Origin of the sequence: Haloterrigena turkmenica DSM 5511 (assembly GCF_000025325.1) — an archaeon.
In the GTDB taxonomy this organism is placed as follows: domain Archaea; phylum Halobacteriota; class Halobacteria; order Halobacteriales; family Natrialbaceae; genus Haloterrigena; species Haloterrigena turkmenica.
Window position 1 is genome coordinate 286,404 of the sequence record NC_013745.1, and the last position, 18,593, is coordinate 304,996.

The 18,593-nt window shown below is 63.6% G+C and carries 13 protein-coding genes and 2 pseudogenes; 9 read left to right on the forward strand and 6 right to left on the reverse strand.

Annotated features, from left to right (window positions below; all coding sequences use genetic code 11):
* Positions 1–165 precede the first annotated feature (165 nt).
* Positions 166–1,476, forward strand: coding sequence for a malate synthase AceB (gene aceB, locus HTUR_RS22795; protein ID WP_012945717.1), 1,311 nt, complete (start codon positions 166–168; stop codon positions 1,474–1,476).
* 473 nt (positions 1,477–1,949) lie between these two features.
* On the opposite strand, the pseudogene HTUR_RS26120 reads toward aceB, so the two are convergent.
* From HTUR_RS26120 to HTUR_RS22820, 5 genes and pseudogenes are all read right to left on the reverse strand, one after another.
* A pseudogene (locus HTUR_RS26120) lies at positions 1,950–2,747 on the reverse strand (IS6 family transposase).
* A 32-nt stretch (positions 2,748–2,779) separates the two neighbouring features.
* Positions 2,780–3,139 (reverse strand): hypothetical protein, encoded by a 360-nt coding sequence (locus HTUR_RS22805; protein ID WP_012945719.1) that lies wholly within the window; start codon positions 3,137–3,139, stop codon positions 2,780–2,782.
* Between the two features lie 58 nt (positions 3,140–3,197).
* On the reverse strand, positions 3,198–4,331 hold the full coding sequence (locus tag HTUR_RS22810; protein WP_012945720.1) for an aromatic ring-hydroxylating oxygenase subunit alpha: 1,134 nt from the start codon (positions 4,329–4,331) through the stop codon (positions 3,198–3,200).
* A gap of 109 nt (positions 4,332–4,440) precedes the next feature.
* Complete coding sequence (locus HTUR_RS28850) at positions 4,441–4,857, reverse strand: DUF7344 domain-containing protein (RefSeq protein WP_449271838.1); 417 nt, start codon at positions 4,855–4,857, stop codon at positions 4,441–4,443.
* A gap of 72 nt (positions 4,858–4,929) precedes the next feature.
* Complete coding sequence (locus tag HTUR_RS22820) at positions 4,930–6,159, reverse strand: hypothetical protein (RefSeq protein ID WP_049942088.1); 1,230 nt, start codon at positions 6,157–6,159, stop codon at positions 4,930–4,932.
* 232 nt (positions 6,160–6,391) lie between these two features.
* Between HTUR_RS22820 and pabB the strand changes: the two genes are divergently transcribed.
* On the forward strand, positions 6,392–7,903 hold the full coding sequence (pabB, locus tag HTUR_RS22825; protein WP_012945723.1) for an aminodeoxychorismate synthase, component I: 1,512 nt from the start codon (positions 6,392–6,394) through the stop codon (positions 7,901–7,903).
* A complete protein-coding gene (locus HTUR_RS22830) occupies positions 7,900–8,520 on the forward strand; it encodes an anthranilate synthase component II (RefSeq protein WP_012945724.1) in 621 nt (206 codons plus the stop codon). The genes pabB and HTUR_RS22830 overlap by 4 nt, the downstream gene beginning before the upstream one ends.
* Positions 8,521–8,541: 21 nt before the next feature.
* Here the strand turns inward: HTUR_RS22830 and HTUR_RS22835 are convergent, their stop codons facing one another.
* Positions 8,542–9,537: a succinylglutamate desuccinylase/aspartoacylase family protein gene (locus HTUR_RS22835; RefSeq protein WP_049942062.1), complete on the reverse strand. Its 996-nt coding sequence runs from the start codon at positions 9,535–9,537 to the stop codon at positions 8,542–8,544.
* A 90-nt stretch (positions 9,538–9,627) separates the two neighbouring features.
* On the opposite strand from HTUR_RS22835, the gene HTUR_RS22840 reads away from it, so the two are divergent.
* From HTUR_RS22840 to HTUR_RS22860, 6 genes and pseudogenes are all read left to right on the forward strand, one after another.
* Positions 9,628–10,365 (forward strand): creatininase family protein, encoded by a 738-nt coding sequence (locus HTUR_RS22840; protein ID WP_012945726.1) that lies wholly within the window; start codon positions 9,628–9,630, stop codon positions 10,363–10,365.
* Between the two features lie 292 nt (positions 10,366–10,657).
* Positions 10,658–10,801, forward strand: a pseudogene (locus tag HTUR_RS28225) (glycine cleavage T C-terminal barrel domain-containing protein); the annotation flags it as partial.
* A 718-nt stretch (positions 10,802–11,519) separates the two neighbouring features.
* Positions 11,520–12,413 (forward strand): bifunctional methylenetetrahydrofolate dehydrogenase/methenyltetrahydrofolate cyclohydrolase, encoded by an 894-nt coding sequence (locus tag HTUR_RS22845; protein ID WP_012945727.1) that lies wholly within the window; start codon positions 11,520–11,522, stop codon positions 12,411–12,413.
* Between the two features lie 174 nt (positions 12,414–12,587).
* On the forward strand, positions 12,588–15,140 hold the full coding sequence (locus HTUR_RS22850) for a GcvT family protein (RefSeq protein ID WP_012945728.1): 2,553 nt from the start codon (positions 12,588–12,590) through the stop codon (positions 15,138–15,140).
* 31 nt (positions 15,141–15,171) lie between these two features.
* Positions 15,172–16,416 (forward strand): threonine ammonia-lyase, encoded by a 1,245-nt coding sequence (gene ilvA / locus HTUR_RS22855; protein WP_012945729.1) that lies wholly within the window; start codon positions 15,172–15,174, stop codon positions 16,414–16,416.
* Between the two features lie 278 nt (positions 16,417–16,694).
* On the forward strand, positions 16,695–18,353 hold the full coding sequence (locus tag HTUR_RS22860) for a BCCT family transporter (protein WP_012945730.1): 1,659 nt from the start codon (positions 16,695–16,697) through the stop codon (positions 18,351–18,353).
* Positions 18,354–18,593 lie beyond the last annotated feature (240 nt).

The following is an 18,593-nucleotide window of genomic DNA, read 5'->3' on the forward strand; positions in this document are numbered from 1 at the left end:
TACTTCGCTACGCCCGATCGTGGGTGTCGATCCGGTAGAAACTGCCGACAAAACCGGTTGGAAGTGGGAGATAACTACGATTCGTGCGGTCGACCGTGATAGGGGCTACCGAGAGAGCGCACCGCACAATATTAATAGTAGGAAAGAATATCGATAATTGGATTCATGAGTACGCACACTGATCGCCTTCACGATCGGAAGTTCGTTCGAACGTTCTTTACGACGCCGACGGCCGTGAAAGGGGAAGACGATTCCGCCAAGATGCTGCGCCGTGCCGCCCAGCTCAGCGGCATCGAAGCGCCGGACGTCTGGGTGCCGGACAACGAGGACGCGACGGCCCCCTCGATGCGCGACGAGGGAATCGAGAACATCATCGACGTGCTGTCCGAACACGGCGCCGACGTCCCCGGCGAGATCCACCCCCGCGTCGTCTGGCACCGCGAGAGCCCTGAGACCCGATACCAGGGCTTCCAGCAAATCCTCGAGCTCGCGGATCCCGAAAACGGGGCCGTCGAACACCTCGATGGCGTCGTGATCCCGGAGGTCGGCGACATCGACGACTGGAAGAAGGCCGACGAGTTCATCACCATCGTGGAAAACGAGCACGGGCTGGAAGAGGGAAGTCTGGCCATGTCGGTCATCGTCGAGAGCGGCGAGGCCGAGCTGGCTCTCGGCGACCTCCGCGAGGAGATGGGCAAACCCTCGAACAACTTAGAGCGGCTGTTCCTCCTCGTCGACGGCGAAGTCGACTACACCAAGGACATGCGCGCGATCACGCCCACGGGCGAACTGCCGCCGTGGCCGGAGCTGCGACACAACACCTCCCGCGGCGCGAGCGCGGCCGGACTGATCGCGATCGACGGTCCCTACGACGACATCCGCGACGTCGAGGGCTACCACGAGCGGATGACCGACAACCAGGCGAAGGGGATGCTCGGAATCTGGTCGCTGACCCCTGGCCAGGTCGTCGAGGCGAATAAGTCGCCGCTCCCGCCGAAGGAGGGGAGCTGGCTCCTCGAGGTCGACGACCGCGAGATCGAACTCGAAGCGGAGGACGACCACTACGTCTACGAGGGCGACGCGATCGAACTCGAAGAGGCGGCGGACGACCGGTACAAACTCAGCGTCGGCGGCGACGAGCGCGAACTCGACAGCGACGAACTCTCCCAGGAACTCCTGAATCTGGCCTCCTACATCCCGAGTCTGAACGACATCGTCGACTCGATGGAGGAGTTCGAAGCGGCCAAGGAAGCCGGAAAGGGCGCGATCGCGATGGAACGATCGGCGACCATCGTCGTCGACGGAGTCGAGGTCGAGATCAGCAACGACCGAATGTGGGACGAGGCCACCTACCAGGCGGCCCAGACCCCGATCACGCTGTTCCAGGACGTCTACGAGAATCGACCGGACCAGCACGAGGACTTAGAGGAGATGTACGGCGAGGACCTCGTGGAGCGCGCGATGGTCGTCGGCTGATCGGGAGTCAGAAACAGCCAACTACTCCAGTATCGCCGTAGATATTTCGGCACTTGCGGGACGAAGAGCGTATCAAGTTCTGATGAGGTCTCTACGGTACGGTTTCGTCTACCGCGATAATATCGAGATTTAGAAGGAAGGAGTGGCAACTACGTTGGTAAGAATCTCGCTTCGGGAAATCGAATCCGGATTCCTGAGCCTTCAACAGTAAGAATAGCTACGATAGGTAGATATTGTGCAATATCTATAATAGGTGAAGTAGATTCAGTAGGTTCAATTTAGCTTTCTTACTACACACAAACCCGCTCAACGGTGCTAAGCGGCAAAATTTGATGAATTGCGGGGACGGGAGCAGACGACAAATCCTGAATTCGCCTCGATCTCAAAATACAGCGTAGTCAGAGGATGTGAAAACTGTCACAGTATGGTACCGCCTAGTTTAACACCCCCAGTGGCGATTATTGGTCGAGTGACTAGTACGGACGGTGATAGTTGTAGTAATGTACGAACTGTCCAAGATATTCATCGGGCGCTCGGCTACCTTCCTACCCAGGAATTATAGAAACAGTGAATTCGCATTTTGGAGGGGATGAAACCACTTTTCGGTGCGGTTTCGGACATTTTAGTTGACCCGACCACTCAGTCCGACTCGCGAGAGGATAGTCCGATAGCCAAATTGATCGACGGGAAACTCATCGTCACAGAGATCGTGTCTCTCACGGAGTTTCTGCAGAAATGCAGCCGTCGGATCAGTGCCGTGTCGACTAACCAACGAAACATCGAGAATTAACGTTGCCTCGAGGTATATTGCATCGTACAGTCAAGACCACTCGCCGTTGGTTTTGAGAGCGGTTTCATTAACAGCGACCCGCGACGGCTGTACCGTCCGCAGAACGTGAAGCGTCCTGTTAGCGAGGCGAACCTTCGATTCGCCGACCAGTGGAGCGGAAAGCGCTCCAAGCGGCCGCCCGAGAGCGTCGTCTCGTGGACATCGGCGGGTCGCGTCCGCTGTTAGCCGGCCGATACACCTAGTTTCAAGCCGCACCGTGAGAACGTTCAACGCCTAATTCAGCGAGAATCGTTGTCGTCTCCCGCAGCGAACAACCAGTCTGGCGGAGACGGACAGCGAACACCCTAACGGGCGTCGTCGACCGCTCGCTCTCTCAAAATTCTTTTAAATCTGCCTCATAGCTCTCGCTGAGCAGGTCTGCGAGCGTCGACCAACTCGACGTTACGACCTGCTCGCTTCTCAAACTGGCTCGACTAGACATCGCGGCACGCGACTCTAGGATCGGGACCAACGTCAGAACGCGCCCAGATGATCGTCCTGTGGTTCGTACAGTCCGCCGGTCATCCGCACCTCGTGGATTTCGTCTAACGTCTCGCCGATCGATAGTCCGCGGTCGGACATCACCGCCGCGACGACGCCGATCGGGACGCCGTTCTCGTACTGCTCTTGTAGCTGCCAGACGACGTCCTTGAGACCGTCACTCGTGACGTCCTCGTCTAAATCCAACTGGGCGTATTCGAACTCTGCCTCGTGACCCGTCACGCGATAGTGACGGCGGTGGAACTCGATGATCTCATTCGGAGCGTCGGTTTGCAGATCGACGTCACACTCCGGACAGGACGCGACGTACGGTGCCTGATCTTGGGTACTCATGGGTTCTGGTTCTGATTGTCGTGTTTCAGTGTCGATCGATTATGCAGAGGCGATACCATCACGAGTCGTAGGCTTCCTGCGCGAGCTGGTGGAAGCGGTGGACGGTGTGTTCGTTGGGGCCGAGCTGAGCCTGGGCGAGCGCGCCCGTTCTGAGCCCTTCCCACTGACGTTCGACTAATTCGAAGTCCTCTTCCTGGAGCTGGCGGCTCGTGCGAACGAACTCGCGCTCTTCCTCGGAGAGTTCGCTGTCGCGGAAGTAGTAGTCCGCGATGAGCTGGAACCGGTTGGTGTCGATCGGATCGATGATGTAGGTGCCGTAGCCGTCGGCAGTGCCGTACATGTTGACCGTGAAGTTCGGCCAGAAGTAGTGGAACTGGGCCTCGTGTTCGTCGTGGATCCGCATCTCGTCCTCGACGTCCTCTGCATGGGTGTAGTGGAGCACCCAGTGGTAGTCGTTGACTTCGAGTTCGGACTCGTTGAGCGAGATGCCTTTGATCCAGTCCTGGTGGTTGGCCTGGCAGTGGTCGCACTCCGAGTAGTTGCTCGCGAACACCTTCCAGTTGCACTCGACCTCCGAGACGATTCGGGTGGCGTGTTCGTACTCCCCGAGGGGCAGCGCCTCGAGGCGGTCTTTCATCACGCCGGCCTGTTCGGCCAGCGGCATCGGATCCTCGCTGAGGTTCACGAAGATCAGCGGGCCGATGGTGTCGACGTGCACATCGTTCAGGGCGTTCTCTTCGGCGTCGAACTTCTGAACGTCTTCGTCCTCGAGGTCGGGGTTCAGGCCCGCTTCTTCGAAGCTCTTGGGCGTGCTTTTGAGCTCTCCGTCGAGGTCGTACGTCCAGAGGTGGTACGGACACTTGATTCGCTTTGCATCGCCGGGGTCGGTCATCGGCGTGTCCTCGACCATCTTCGAGCCGCGGTGGGCACAGACGTTGTCGAACGCTTTGACCTCGCCGTCGTGACCGCGAACGACGATCAGTTGGCGATCACCGATCGTCCGGGTGAAGTACTGGCCCGATTCCTTGATACAGTTGGCGTGGCCGGCGTACACCCAGTACTGGCCGAACACCTTGTCTTTCTCCATCTCGAAGACGTCATCGTCGGTGAAGTACCGGGCCGGCAGCGCGTTCGACTTCTCCGTGATGTCCTCGCTCACCGCTTTCGCCTGTGAATCGTCCCACTGCGTCATACGTTACCAATAACACAACGAGGCCTAAAAACTGTTGACCTGTGATATTGAACACGATTATAAGTGGACGACCGATCCGGGGAGAAAGCTCGGCTCGAGAGCGATTCGATCACCGGGATCGATCGTTCGCCGAGGCGATGTCGGGCCGCGTTGACGACCGATGCCGGTCGTCGCGAGAACGACGACCGAAGGGACTCGGGGAGGAGCGTTCGGAGACGGTTCTCCGTTCGTTTTCCAGCAACGCGACCTGTCCCGGTTCGGAGACGTAGCGGACGATTCCCGCGTCCTCGAGCATCGGCAGGTGGACGTGCCGGAACGAGAGTTCCATCCGTTCGATCGCGTCGTCCGCGGGTTCGGTCACCTCGAGCGTCGCGACTTCGCGCGTAAGGTCGTCGAGACCGATCGCGCCGCGATCGAGGACGGCGATTGCGGCCCGTCGAGACGAGTCGACCGGTATCCCGTGTAGTATGTCCCGGTCGCGGGCATCTAGTCTGTCTCGGCGACTCGTGGATGGAGTGGGTGCCAGAGGGCGGGAACAGCGGGAGAGGGGGCGGTGCGCACTGCTGGCGCTTCGGGAGTCGTCCCACGGCGGCTCGCGTTACTGGTCGTCGGCGACGCTCCCGCGGATCCGGTCGGCGATCTCGTTTCGCGAGGGGTGTCGCGTGGGTTCGTCCGAGTCGTAGACGCGTTTTACGACGAGATCGAGCAGATTCAGCTGCTCGAGCAGTTCGCGGGTCCGACCGCGCTCGAGGCCGAGATTCCGGGTGACGTCGTGTAACGTCATGGACGACTCGATCGCGTCCATCAGTTCGTCGATTTCGATGTCGTCGGGAAGACCGATCCCGTCGGCGACGAGCGGTTTCTCCGGGACGGACGCGGCCGAATCGTCGGCCGTCGCCGATCGATCGAGCTCGCCGTCGGTCGTCGGTTCCCGGTCTTCAGCGGCGGAGCAATCCTGCTGGCCAGTCGTCGTTTCCGAACCGTCGGTCGTCGCGTCGTCCTCGTCCGGCGCGGTCGTTTCGTAGGACGTCGGCTCGTGGATGCCGGCGTCGATCATATATCGCCGAACGGTCTCGGACGCGACGTCCATCTCGAGCACCTCCGCCATCGCGGTGAACGTATCGAAGGAGTCGTACAGACACTCTAGATATTCGATGTCGTCGTACGGCGGCAGGTCTTCGTTCCGTGCGGCCGCGAGTGCACGCTCGGTCTCGTCGTCGATCGCGATGTCGCTCGTCACCGCGTTCGGAGCCGAATCTGAGGCGGATCGATCGCGGGAGTCGGGCGCGCGTTCGTCCTCGCTTTCGGTCGCCGACTCCGGCTTCGACTCGTCGGCCGTTACCGCCCCCTCGAGCGAATCGATCGGTGCCTCGCGATCCGAGCGATCGCACTCGATGGGAGTAGTCGATTCGCTTACGCTCCCGTCGGGCTCGGTGGTCCCGTTTGCCGTCTCACTGCTCGGCTCCGCGTTCGCCTCGAGACTGAGGTCGAACGTGACAACGACGGTCCCCTCCGAGGTAACCGTCGCTTCCTCCGTGACGCACGACACGTCCGCGGGCGCGAACTCGTCGATCTCCGGCACGGCCGACGGCGGAAACTCGAGGAAGAGACCGCCGTTCTCCCCGACCGTCGCCGCTCGTGGTGTCGCTTCGGCCTCGCTGGCCGGCGCCCCCGCGGCCGAACACAGCGGAACGACGACGTCGATCGCGATGCTCGGTTCATCACCGTCCCCTCGAACCGTCGCGTCGACGCGATGGATCTCGCCCCCGTTCGCCTCGTATCGTTCGATTATTCGAGAGAGCTTCTCAATCGAGGCACTGACTCCCATGATACCCATAATCATCCGTTCATTTGGGATAAGGATACATGAGGAATAGTTCACCCCTTCATATGTCTCCGGGAAAACCCGCCCGAGAGCGGTACTACTCTCCAATTGTCAGGCTACCCGTTATATTGAGGTCTGCCTACTCGTGGCACAACATTTTTATACTCTCGCTTGGGCTCCTGATACGAACGCTTCCGGGACGGCGGGCGGCCGGTCCCGGTAGCGGGTATCCGCCATGAGCACGATCACGGTTATAACCGATAGCGAATCGTTCGCGGAGACTGCCGAGAGCGCACCGGACGGCGCTCGCGTCCCGGTCGAAGTACGCGTCTCCGTCGCCGATCCGTTTGACGCTTATTGCAGGGCCCGGACCGACGAGGCCGACGGGTTCTACCTCGAGACGACCGGCGGGCAGTCTGGCTGGGGCTACTTCGGTGTTGATCCCGTCGAACGGATTCGAGTAACTTCGAACGCGGTCGATCGGGACGGTGGAAGTCCGACGATCCGAACGATCGACGCGCTCCTCGAGCGCGAGCGGTTGGTACGCGGAGACTGCTCGGTTCCGTATCCCTGCGGTGCGTTCGGCTGGCTCTCCTACGACGTCGCCAGGGAACTCGAGTCGTTGCCGTCGACGACGAGCGACGAACGCGGGTTGCCGCGGCTTCAACTGGGCGTCTTCGACCGGGTCGCCGCGTGGACCGAACCACGCGACAGCGAAACGGAACTACGAGTGACCGCCTGTCCCGTGGTCGACGACGATCCCGCCGACGCCTACGAGACCGGTCGAGCGGCGGCTCAATCCCTCGCGCAGGCGGCAATCGACGGCAGCGAAGCGGACCGCAGTCCGCCGGTCGACGCGACCCGGGCCGCGTTCGAGAGCGAGTGCGGTCGAGCGGCGTTCGCCGACCGCGTTCGGCGAGTCAAGCGATACATTCGCGACGGCGATACGTTTCAAGCGAACGTCTCCCACCGACTCGTCGCCCCGGCGGCCGCCCATCCGGTCGACGTCTTCGACGCGGTCCGACGCGTGAACCCGGCCCCATACTCGGGACTGCTCGAGTTCCCGGGCGTCGACCTCGTCAGCGCGAGTCCGGAACTGCTGCTCGAGGTCCGCGACGGTTCGCTCGTCACCGAACCGATCGCCGGAACCAGGCCCCGCGGGCGGACGCCGGCCGAAGACGAGCGATTGGAGGCCGATCTCCGCGACGACGAGAAGGAACGCGCCGAACACGCGATGCTCGTCGACTTAGAGCGCAACGACCTCGGGAAGGTCAGCGAGTACGGTTCCGTGTCGGTGACGGACTATCGCCGCGTGGACCGGTACTCGGAAGTCATGCACCTCGTCTCCCTCGTCGAGGGAACCTTGCGAGACGACGCGAGCATCGCCGACGCCGTCGCGGCGGTGTTTCCGGGCGGCACGATCACGGGCGCGCCGAAGCCGCGGACGATGGAAATCATCGACGAACTCGAGGCGACCCGCCGCGGCCCCTACACCGGGAGCATCGGGATCTTCGGCTTCGACGATCGGGCGACGCTGAACATCGTCATCCGAACGCTGGTCCGCCACGCCGACGAGTACCATCTGCGCGTCGGCGCCGGCGTCGTCCACGATTCCGTTCCCGATCGGGAGTACGACGAGACGCTCGACAAGGCACGGGCGCTCGTGACGGCAGTCGACGAGGCCTTGGGTGAGCGGGCGTCGTTCGCCCTCGAGACCGCAACGGACGCGGTCGGTGATGCGGGATGATCCTGGTCATCGACAACTACGATTCATTCGCGTACAACCTCGTTCAGTACGTCGCCGAAGCGATCGCTCCGGAAAGCCCCGCGGCGACGCCGCGGGACGTCGGCGAGTTCGACGGCGTGATCGTCCGACGCAACGACGAGATCGACCTCGAGGGCATCCACGACCTCGATCCCGACGGGATCGTCGTCTCCCCGGGCCCCGGGACGCCCGCCGAGGCCGGCGTCTCCGTCGATATCTTCGCCGAGACCGAGTATCCGACGTTCGGCGTCTGTCTCGGTCATCAAGCTCTCTGTGCCGCTCACGGGGTGTCCGTCGGACGCGCGCCCGACGTCGTCCACGGAAAGACGTCTGCGGTGAACCACGACGGAACGGGGCTGTACGACGGCGTGCCGAATCCCTTCGAGGTCGGTCGCTATCACTCGCTGGCGGTCGAACGCGACGACCTGCCGGCGGAACTGATCGAGACCGCCCACACCGACGACGATCGGGGGATCGTCATGGGCGTTCGCCACGCCGAGTTGCCCCACGTCGGCGTCCAGTTCCACCCGGAGAGCATTCTCACCGAGTCGGGGAAACGCATCGTCGAGAACTTCTGTACCTCGATCGCCCGCGGCTGAATCAGACCGATCGACGGCCAATCACGCTCGCTCCGCGATACAGGCGACCTTCTCGCCGGCGGTCACGACGGACTCGCGGGTGAGCGAGTAGATCACGCCGGCATCGGTCGTCGTCACGCACTGGCGTTCCTCGAACGTCGAGGGACAGTACACCGTCCCCAGTTCGGTTCCCGCGGACACGCGATCACCGACGGTGACCTCCGGATTCGGTTCGAAGAGCCCCGAAGCGTCCGTGCCGATCCGCCCCTCGTCGTCTCGAAGGATCGTCTGCGACGGCGTCGGCGCCGGTTCCTCGCGGAGCATCCCCAGTTCGCCGAGGACGTTCCGGAGTCCGCGGACCCCGCGATGTGCCGCGTCGTGATCGATCTGGCGACTGTTCGAGAGTTCCGGGACGATCGCCGGAATCCCGGCCCGTGCGGCGGCCGTTCGGAGCTTGCCCTGATACGGCTCGTCATCGTCCGCTGCGTCGCCGTCCCCTGTGCCGTCGTCCGGTTCATCGTCGGACGTCGCGTCGGTCAGGAGATAGTCGGCCCCGAACATCGCCGCGAGGGTCCGTGACTTCCGGTTTCCGGGCTGGAATCTGACGTGCTCGAGCATGTCCGGGGTCCCGGTGTGCAGATCGATCACGACGTCGGTCGACTCGATCAGCTCCCACAGTTGGGCGACGATCCGTTCCTGCAGGGTTCCCGCTTCGTCGCCCGGCCAGACGCGATTACAGTTGGAGTTGACCGCGTCGACCGCCTGCGGCGTGACGTACAATCCGTGATCGAACGCGAGCGAATTGACGACCGGCACGGCGATCACCGTACCGGCGAGATCAGCGGTCAGCAGGTGGTGGTGCAATCGACGCAGCGCGGCCGTTCCGTTGAGTTCGATGCCGTGCTGTGCAGCCTGCACGTAGGCGGTCGGTCCGGCTCCGCCGTCGTACCGATGGACGGTCACCGCGACGTCCGTCCCGGACGGCAAGCGAGCGAGACGGCGTTCAGCGGTCGTATGGGTAACGGTCTCGTACTCCATACTCATTCAATCCCTCGTTCGAACTTGTAAGTTTGCACGTCTCTCGAAGAGGTGATGTTTTATGCGACTACACGTTCAGCGATCGGCCGTATGCATCTCGAGCGAGCGACGTGGACGGAGATAGACGCGGTCGAAACGGATCTCGCGCTGCTCCCGGTCGGGAGCACGGAGCAACACGGCCCGCACGCGCCGCTGGGAACAGACACGCTCAACGCCGAGGCGGTCGCGGAGGCGGCCGCGGAGCGGTACGAGGGGACGGTCGCGGTCGCGCCCGCGGTCCCCGTCGGTATCGCCGAGGAACACCGGCAGTTCACCGGCACCCTCTGGACCTCGGAGTCAACGTTCAAGGCGTACGTCCGCGATATCGTCAGCAGCCTCGCCCACCACGGGTTCGATCGAATCGTTCTCGTCAACGGCCACGGCGGCAATACGAGCGCTCTCCAGGAGGTCGCCGGCCGGATCACTCGACGCGACGACGCCTATACCGTGCCGTTCACGTGGTTCGACGAGGTCGGCGAACACAGCTCCCGCATGGGCCACGGCGGGCCGCTCGAGACGGCGCTGGTACAGCACGCGAATCCCGGTGCCGTCCGCGAGGACCGCCTCGAGGAGGCTGCCGAGAACGGGAGCGAGCGCTGGGGCGACTGGCAGGGGCGAGTCAATCTCGCGTTCGACTCGGCCGAGTTCACCGAGAACGGCGTCGTCGGCGATCCGCGCGAGGCGAGCGCGGAGCTGGGCGAGGAGCTGCTCGACGCGGCGGCCGACGCGCTGATCGCGTTGCTGAAGACCGTCGCTGACCGGGATCTCGACCGCCCCGCCCACCGGTGACCGAACCCCGCGACGGCGCGGCCGATTCCCGACGCTCGACGAGACGGTCGTCCGTCGTCGGTGTCGCCTCGATATTTTCGCCTCGAGCGTCCGCTTCTTCACATTGATATCGCTGTTATTTCCTCGATCGATCGCGGCTCACCGGCGTCGGTCGCGAAACTCCATCCGTTAGAACGCTGACCTTCTGTTGACGATCGATGACCGTCGGCGATAGAGATATCTGTCCATCTCCGGCGTATCACAACGCTAGTTATAAACACACAAACCAGTTTGAGTACGACTACACCGTCGTTCCTGTATCGCGTACGCGTACCTGCCGCCGGAGTACGCTGAGCCGGGAACCGAGGTCGAGATCCTCTACGAGGGCGAGCGCTACGCGGCGACCGTCCGCGAGGAACCGCTCTACGACCCCGAACGCGAACGCGTGCTGTCGTAACGTCGGCGGCCGTTCGACGGCTCCGCCAATCCACGCCGCAGGACGCGTTCTTCTGCCCCGTTGTCGCTTCTCGCTCGTTCTCGCTCGCGTAGCCGAGCGGGTCTCGATTCCCGGTCTTCGGAGCCACGAGACCACGCCGTCAGTTCTCCGATGGTCCGCTGCGCGTCTCTCGATAGCGATCGGATCCGCTCGGCGTCGCTTGTAATTCACGATCTCTGATAACTCGAGGCGACGCCGTCGCCGTTCGGCGGCCGAAGCGCGAAACCGGAAAGAGCGTATGAGTTCCGGTTGAGGATGAGGACCCGGGGCCGTGGGCGAAACCCGGGAGTCGGGACGGTACCTGGTCACGGTTGCGGATTCTTCCGTCCCGGTTTCGGCACCACCGTTCGGTGCCGTTCGAAGAGAGCGCACGAAGGCGGATAGGTTTCCACCGCAAATACTACAGGTGTATAAATTAGTCCGCCGAATCCGACGTGATATCGATCGCAGCGAGCGATTTGGGAGACGGACGTCTACTGAGGCGAACCCGATTGCGGAGCGTAGTAGCGATCGACACGTGGATTAATTACCCTCGCCGGAAACCCTTTAGTCGACATCGCTGCGGGTCGATGCGGTCCGTCTCGACGAGCGACGGCACCGGTACCCGATCGAGGTGTCGGCCGTAGCGGCCCGTCTCCTCGAGCGGACGCGGCCCGCAGCGATCGGAACGAGATCAGCTATGACACGGATCATCGACGGGAACGAGATCGCGGATCGTATCACTGCGGACCTGGAACCGTGCCTCGAGACGCTCGCGGACGCCGGCACGACGCCGGGGCTGGCGACAGTCCTGATGAGCGACGACGGCGCGAGCGAGACGTACGTCTCGATGAAACGACAGGCCTGTAACGAACTCGGAATCGAGAGCATCCACCACGAACTCGATCCGGACGCGCCCGCCGACGCGCTGTTCGATCGGATCGACGAACTGAACGGCGATCCGGCGGTCCACGGTATCCTCGTGCAGTTACCGCTCCCGGATCACGTCGACCGGCAAGCCGTCCTCGAGCGGATCGATCCGCGGAAGGACGTCGACGGGTTTCACCCGGAGAACGTCGGTCGATTGGTCACCGGTACGCCCCGGTTCAAGCCGTGTACGCCCCACGGCATCCAGAAACTGCTCGAGGCGGAGGGCGTCGAGACCGAGGGTGCGGACGTCGTCGTCGTCGGCCGGTCGAACATCGTCGGGAAACCGATGGCGAATCTCCTCGTCCAGAAGTCCGACACCGGGAACGCGACGGTGACGGTCTGTCACTCGCGTACGGACGACCTCGCGGCGAAGACGCGGGACGCGGACGTCGTCGTCGCGGCCGCCGGCGTTCCGGAACTGATCGACGGATCGATGCTCTCGCCGGGAACAACCGTGATCGACGTCGGCGTCAACCGCGTGGACGCGGACACCGAGAAAGGGTACGAACTCGTCGGCGACGTCGAGTTCGAGAGCGCGGCGGAGAAGGCCGACGCGATCACGCCGGTCCCCGGCGGCGTCGGGCCGCTCACGATCACGATGCTCCTCTACAATACGATCAAGGCGGCGAGTCTGCAAGCCGACGTCGACGTATCGCTCCCCTGACCGGCGACGGAGACGCGGCCGCCCGGTCGAGCCGGTGACGATGCCGCGTTCACAAAACGTATCAACTCTCTTTTCTGTTGTGGATTCTCGATTCCGTGAAACGGCCTCGCTCGCCGATTTCACTTAAGGCAGCGGTATATTTATGAGAGGGACTGTACCACGTGTGGGTATCACATGAGCACAGAGAGCTTGCCTTCGAGAGCCAAGACAGTGATCATCGGCGCCGGGGCCGTCGGGTGTAGTATCGCCTACCACCTGACGGAACTCGGCGCAGACGACGTGGTCGTCGTCGATCAGGGACCGCTCCCGGTGACCGGCGGTTCGTCAACGCACGCACCGGGAATCATGTTCCAGACGTCGCCGTCGAAGATCCAGACCAAGACCGCCCACTACACGAGCCGACTGCTGAAGGACGCGGGCGTCTACACCGAGGTCGGCGGCATCGAAGTCGCCCGCTCCGAGGAACGGATGGACTTCCTCCGGCGGCGCGTCGAGTGGGCCACCTCGTACGGACTGCCGGAACCGCAGCTCCTCGAGCCCAAGGAGGTCAGCGAGCGTCTCCCACTGGTCGACGAGGAGGAGATCCTCGGCGGCTACTACTCGCCGACCGACGGGCAGGTGGCCGGGACCGACGCGCTGCAGTGGTACATCGAGACGTCGTCGGCTCGGTTCTTCGGCGACACCGAGGTAACGGACATCGAGACCGGCGGCGGCGAGATCCAGGCGGTCGTCACCGACAACGGCCGTATCGAGTGCGATCGGTGCGTCCTCGCGACGAACAACTGGGCCTACCAGACCGGTCAGATGGCGGGCCTTGACCTGCCGATCACGCCCGTCGAGCACCAGTACGTCGTCACGGATCCGCTCGAGGAGCTCCGAGGTAACGAGGATGCGATCGGCGACGCCACCGCCGGACTCGAGGTCCCCGGCGATAGTCAGATCACGGAGTTCATGGCCCAGCCGCCGGATCGGCCGGTCGGTCGCGACCAGGACAACTCGCTGTACTTCCGGACGCACGGCGACGGGTACGGACTCGGGTCCTACAACCACGAACCCTTGGTCGTCGACCCGGACGAGATGGGGAAAAACGACGAGGACAGCCAGGCGTCGGTCCACAGCTTCACCGAGAAACACTGGACGAAGGCGACGCACCCGGACCGCGAGAAGTCGCCCCAGCAGGCGTTCGACGAACTGCTGCCCGCGACCGAGGGCAAAGACTTCCGCGTCACCGAGAACGGCATCTTCGTCTACACGCCGGACGGGATGCCGGTGCTCGGCGAGACGGCGGCGGTCGACGGCCTCTGGACCGGGCTGGCGATCTGGTGGACCCACTCCGGCGGCTACGGGAAGATCCTCGCCGAGTGGATGGAGAACGGCGTCCCGCGGCTCCCGTCCGGACCCGTCGACACGAGCGGCATCCACGTCAACCGGTTCGAACCTCACGCCGGGTGCAAGGACTACTTCACGGACCGCGGCGGCAAACGGTACGAGCAGGTGTACAGCATCGTCGAACCGCGGTGGCAGCCCGACGACCACCGCGGGCTGCGCGTGAGTCCGTTCTACGGGCAACAGCAGGAACTCGGCGCCGAGTTCTACCAGAGCGGCGGCTGGGAGACGCCCCAGTGGTACGAGTCCAACGCGGACCTCGTCTCGAAGTACGAGGAGCAGATCCCCGAACGGGACGGCTGGCAGGGAGTCAACCGCTCCCCGATCGAGGGCGCCGAGCACCTCCACACCCGCGAGAACGTTTCCATGTTCGATATGACGACGTTCAGTTCGATCATGGTCGAGGGCGAGGACGCCGGCGACTTCCTCCAGCGGATCTGTAGCAACGACATGGACGTCGATACCGGTCGGGTCCGCTACTCGACGATGCTGAACGAGGGCGGAACCATCCTCGCCGACATCACCGTCGCCCGACTCGACGAGGACGAGTACATGGTGACGACCGGCGGCGGCAACTCGCCGGGCATCCACGGCTCTTGGCTCCAGGAGCACGCGCCCGATACCGTCTCCGTCACGGTCGAGGAATCCGCGAAGTGCACCGTCGGACTGTGGGGGCCGAAGTCTCGGCTGCTGCTCCAGCGAGTCACCGATGCCGACGTCTCTAACGACGAGTTCCCGTACTTCAGTTGCAAGCGGCTCTACGTCGGTGACGTCCCCGTGATCGCGCTGCGGGTCTCGTACGTCGGCGAACTCGGCTGGGAGCTGTGGGCTCCCTCCGAGTACGGCCAGAAGCTTTGGAACACGCTCTGGGAGGCCGGTCAAGATCTCGACGTCAGGGCCATGGGCGGCGGCGCCCTCGAGTCGATGCGCCTCGAGAAAGGGTTCCGCCTGTGGGGGACTGACATCGACACGGACGTCAACCCACTCGAGGCCGGCCTTCCCTTCGCCGTCGACCTCGACACCGAGTTCATCGGGAAGGAGGCGCTCGTCGAGGCCAAAGAGGAGGGCATCGATACCGAGGTCGCCTGCCTGACGCTGGACGATTCGACCGACGTGATGCTCGGCGGGCGGCCGGTGCTCGCTGACGGCGAGGCCGTCGGCTACGTTCAGGCCGGCGACTACGGCTACAGCGTCGGCGAATCGATCGCCTACACGTACCTGCCCAGCGAGTACGCCGACGCCGGGACGTCGGTGCAGATCGAGTGCGAAGGGGAGACCTACGACGCGACGGTCCGCGACGAGCCGCTGTACGATCCCGGCCGCAACAAGATCATCCGGTAGCGTTCGACAACCAACAACCACAGATTCAATTATGAGTGAATTTCAGGACCAAGAATCGTTAGTTCAGTATGCAGACATCGAACGAGCGCGCGACCGCTTCGACGACGAGACGGTCGTCAAGCGGACGCCGGTCGAGCGGAGCACGTCGCTCGGCGAAATGGTTGACGCGGAGGTGTACCTGAAGATGGAGCACCTCCAGTGGACCGGCTCGTTCAAGACGCGCGGGGCGTACAACAAGATCAGACAGGCAGTCGACGACGGGGCCGACGAGTTCGTCGCCGCGAGCGCGGGCAACCACGCACAGGGCGTCGCCCTCGCGGCGACGAAATGCGGCGCGAACTCGACGATCGTGATGCCGACGCACGCCCCGCAGGCGAAGATTGACGCGACGCGGAGCTACGGCGCGGCGGTCGAACTGGTCGGGCAAGATTTCCAAGAGGCAATGGCGTACGCACAGGACTACGCCGCTGACAACGACGTCGAGTTCGTCCACGCGTACGACGATCCGAACATCGTCGCCGGACAGGGGACGCTCGGCATCGAGATCCACGAGGACTGCCCCGACGTCGATACCGTCGTCGTCCCGATCGGGGGCGGCGGACTCATCAGCGGCGTCGCCACCGCGCTCGACCACCTCTCCCCCGAGACACGCGTCGTCGGCGTCCAGGCCGAGGGGGCCGCAACCGTCCACGAGAGTCTCGACAAGGGAATCCCGGTCACGCTCGACGAAGTCGATACCATCGCCGACGGGATCGCGACCGGCGGGATCTCCGACCTGACGCTCAACCTCATCGAGGACCACGTCGACGAGGTCGTCACCGTCTCCGACGCGGAGATCGCCAACGCGATCCTGCTGCTACTCGAGCGCGCGAAACAGGTCGTCGAGGGCGCGGCCGCCGCGTCGGTCGCGGCCGTTCTGAGCGATCAGTTGGACGTCAGCGGTGAGACCGTCATGCCCGTCCTCGGCGGCGGGAACCTGGACATGACGATGCTGCAGACCGTCCTCATCCACGCGCTCACGGAACGGGGACAGATCCTGCGGCTGCGCGTCCGGATCGACGACATGCCCGGAAAGATGGACGACATCTCGGGCGTCATCGCCGATCACGGAGCGAACATCCAGACGGTCCGGCACGACCGCGCGGTCGAGGACCTCACCGTCGGCGAAGCGTACCTGGTGTTTCAAATCGAGACCAGCGGCGCCGAACACGCCGCGGCGATCATCGACGCGATCGAAGCCGAAGGGTACACCGTCGAGGACGTCAACAGGAAGTGAAAATGTAACGACAGCTTGTGGAAAGAGGCCCTGATTCGATCGATTCGAGGTTTAATTCCCCGATCCGAACGTGTTCGATACTAGATTGAAGGGTAGGCTTATACCGAAGAACGAAGAGAACCAATGAGAGGTAGTCACTAACAATGGTCGGCGAGAACGAGCGTACGAGAATCCGATGGACCGAGCGGGGGCGCGGTGCCCCGTCGAACGAGACAATCGAGTGGCGGACGTCCGCCGCCGATCGCGGCGATCGAACAGCGGTGAAACGGTGATCCACGATGGCGCGAGCTGAATCAAACGGACCGATCGGACAGTTCCTCGAGGAACTCGACACGCCAGTATTCGCGGTCGGCTTCTTCATCGCCGCCGCAGCAGTGATCGCGTTCGTCCTCTGGCCGGAGGCCGCGTCGGGGTACATGACCAGCGTGAACGATTTCCTGTGGACTGCCGCGGGCTGGTGGTACCTGGTCGCGATGTTCGCCCTGGTCGCGTTCGCCGGCTTCCTGATATTCGGACCGTGGGGCAACATCAAACTCGGCGATGAGGACGAAGAGCCGGAGTTCACGTTCCTCGCGTACTTCGCGATGCTGTACTCGGCGGGGATCGCCGCCGGGATCGTGTTCTGGGGCCCCGCCGAGGCGATCTTCCACTACGACACCGTCTCGCCGTTCATCGGCGCGGAGTCGCAGTCGGCGGGGGCCGCCGTCGGGGCGATCCAGTACACGTTCTTCCACTGGGGCCTCTCCGCGTGGACCGCGTACGTGATCATGGCGCTCCCGATCGCGTACTTCGCCTACCGATACGATGCGCCGCTGCGCATCTCGACGGTGATCGCACCGTGGGTCGGCATCGAGAACCTCGACCGCCCGATCGCGAAGGTCATCGATATCCTCGCCGTGTTCGCGACGATCGGCGGCGTCGCGACGACGCTGGGACTGGTCGGCAGCCAGTTCCTCGTCGGCGTCGAGTGGATCACCGGTGTGAGCGTCGGCGATCTCGGGACGATCGCCGTGATTACCGGGCTGACCGTCGCGTTCACGATCTCGGTCGCGCTCGGCGTGGAGAAGGGAATCCGCCGCCTCTCGTACTTCAACATGGCCCTGTTCGCCGTGGTGACCGTCGCGACTTTCGTCCTCGGGCCGACGACGTACATCATGACCGTCGGCACCGAGGCGCTCGGCGCGTACATCAACGACTTCGTCACGATGAGCTTCTACACCGGCGCCGCCGAGAACGTCGGCGGCGGCGTCAGCGGCTGGGTCGGCGGCTGGACGGTCTTCTATTGGGCGTGGTGGTTCTCTTGGACGCCGTTCGTCGGGCTGTTCATCGCGCGCATCTCGCGCGGTCGGACGGTGAGACAGGTCGTCGTCACGGGCGTCGTCGCCTCGACGGGCATCACGATTCCGTGGTTCGCCACGATGGGCGGCACCGCGATCTTCCTGCAGGAGAACGGTCGCGCCGACATCCTCACCGTCATCAGCGAACTCGGTGAGGCCGGCTCCGGATACCCGCTGTTCGAGGCGTTGCCGCTCGGCGGCGTGTTGACGGGTCTGTTCCTCGTGCTCGTGACGACGTTCCTCGTCACGTCGGCCGACTCCTCGACGCTGGCGCTGGGAATGCTCACGACTGGCGGAAACGAAAAGCCCTCGACGATCAACCGCGTCATCTGGGGATTCCTCATCGGCGCGCTCGCGTCGCTGCTGATGGTCACCGGTGGCGTCGACGCCCTACAGCAGGCCGCGATCATCACCGGCGGACCGTTTGCGGTCATCGCGTTACTCGCCGTCGCAGCGATGATCGTCACGTTCAGCAGTCATCGACCGCTGTTCCTCCGCGAAGAGGACAACGTCTCGCTCCCGTCTCCCGAGCCCGAGACGTCCGACCGCGATGCCGCCGACGCTGATCCATCCGCCGACGCCGATCCGTCCGACGACTGACCGACCGCCGCTCGGCCGATCGATTTCGATTTCGGTGCCGGACGCTGTCGCGGCGTTCGTCCGGCGGGTGACTGCCGACCGGGAGCGGGGATGATACCGACGACGATCGGCTCGCTTCGTCTCTTCCGGTTCCAGTAGCTATCCGTCTCCAAGCCACTGCACGGCTACACGGTCACGCGACGTATTGCAGTCACGCGGAGTAGCGACGGCGAGCCCGCAACGCAGCCGATCGGCGATGAA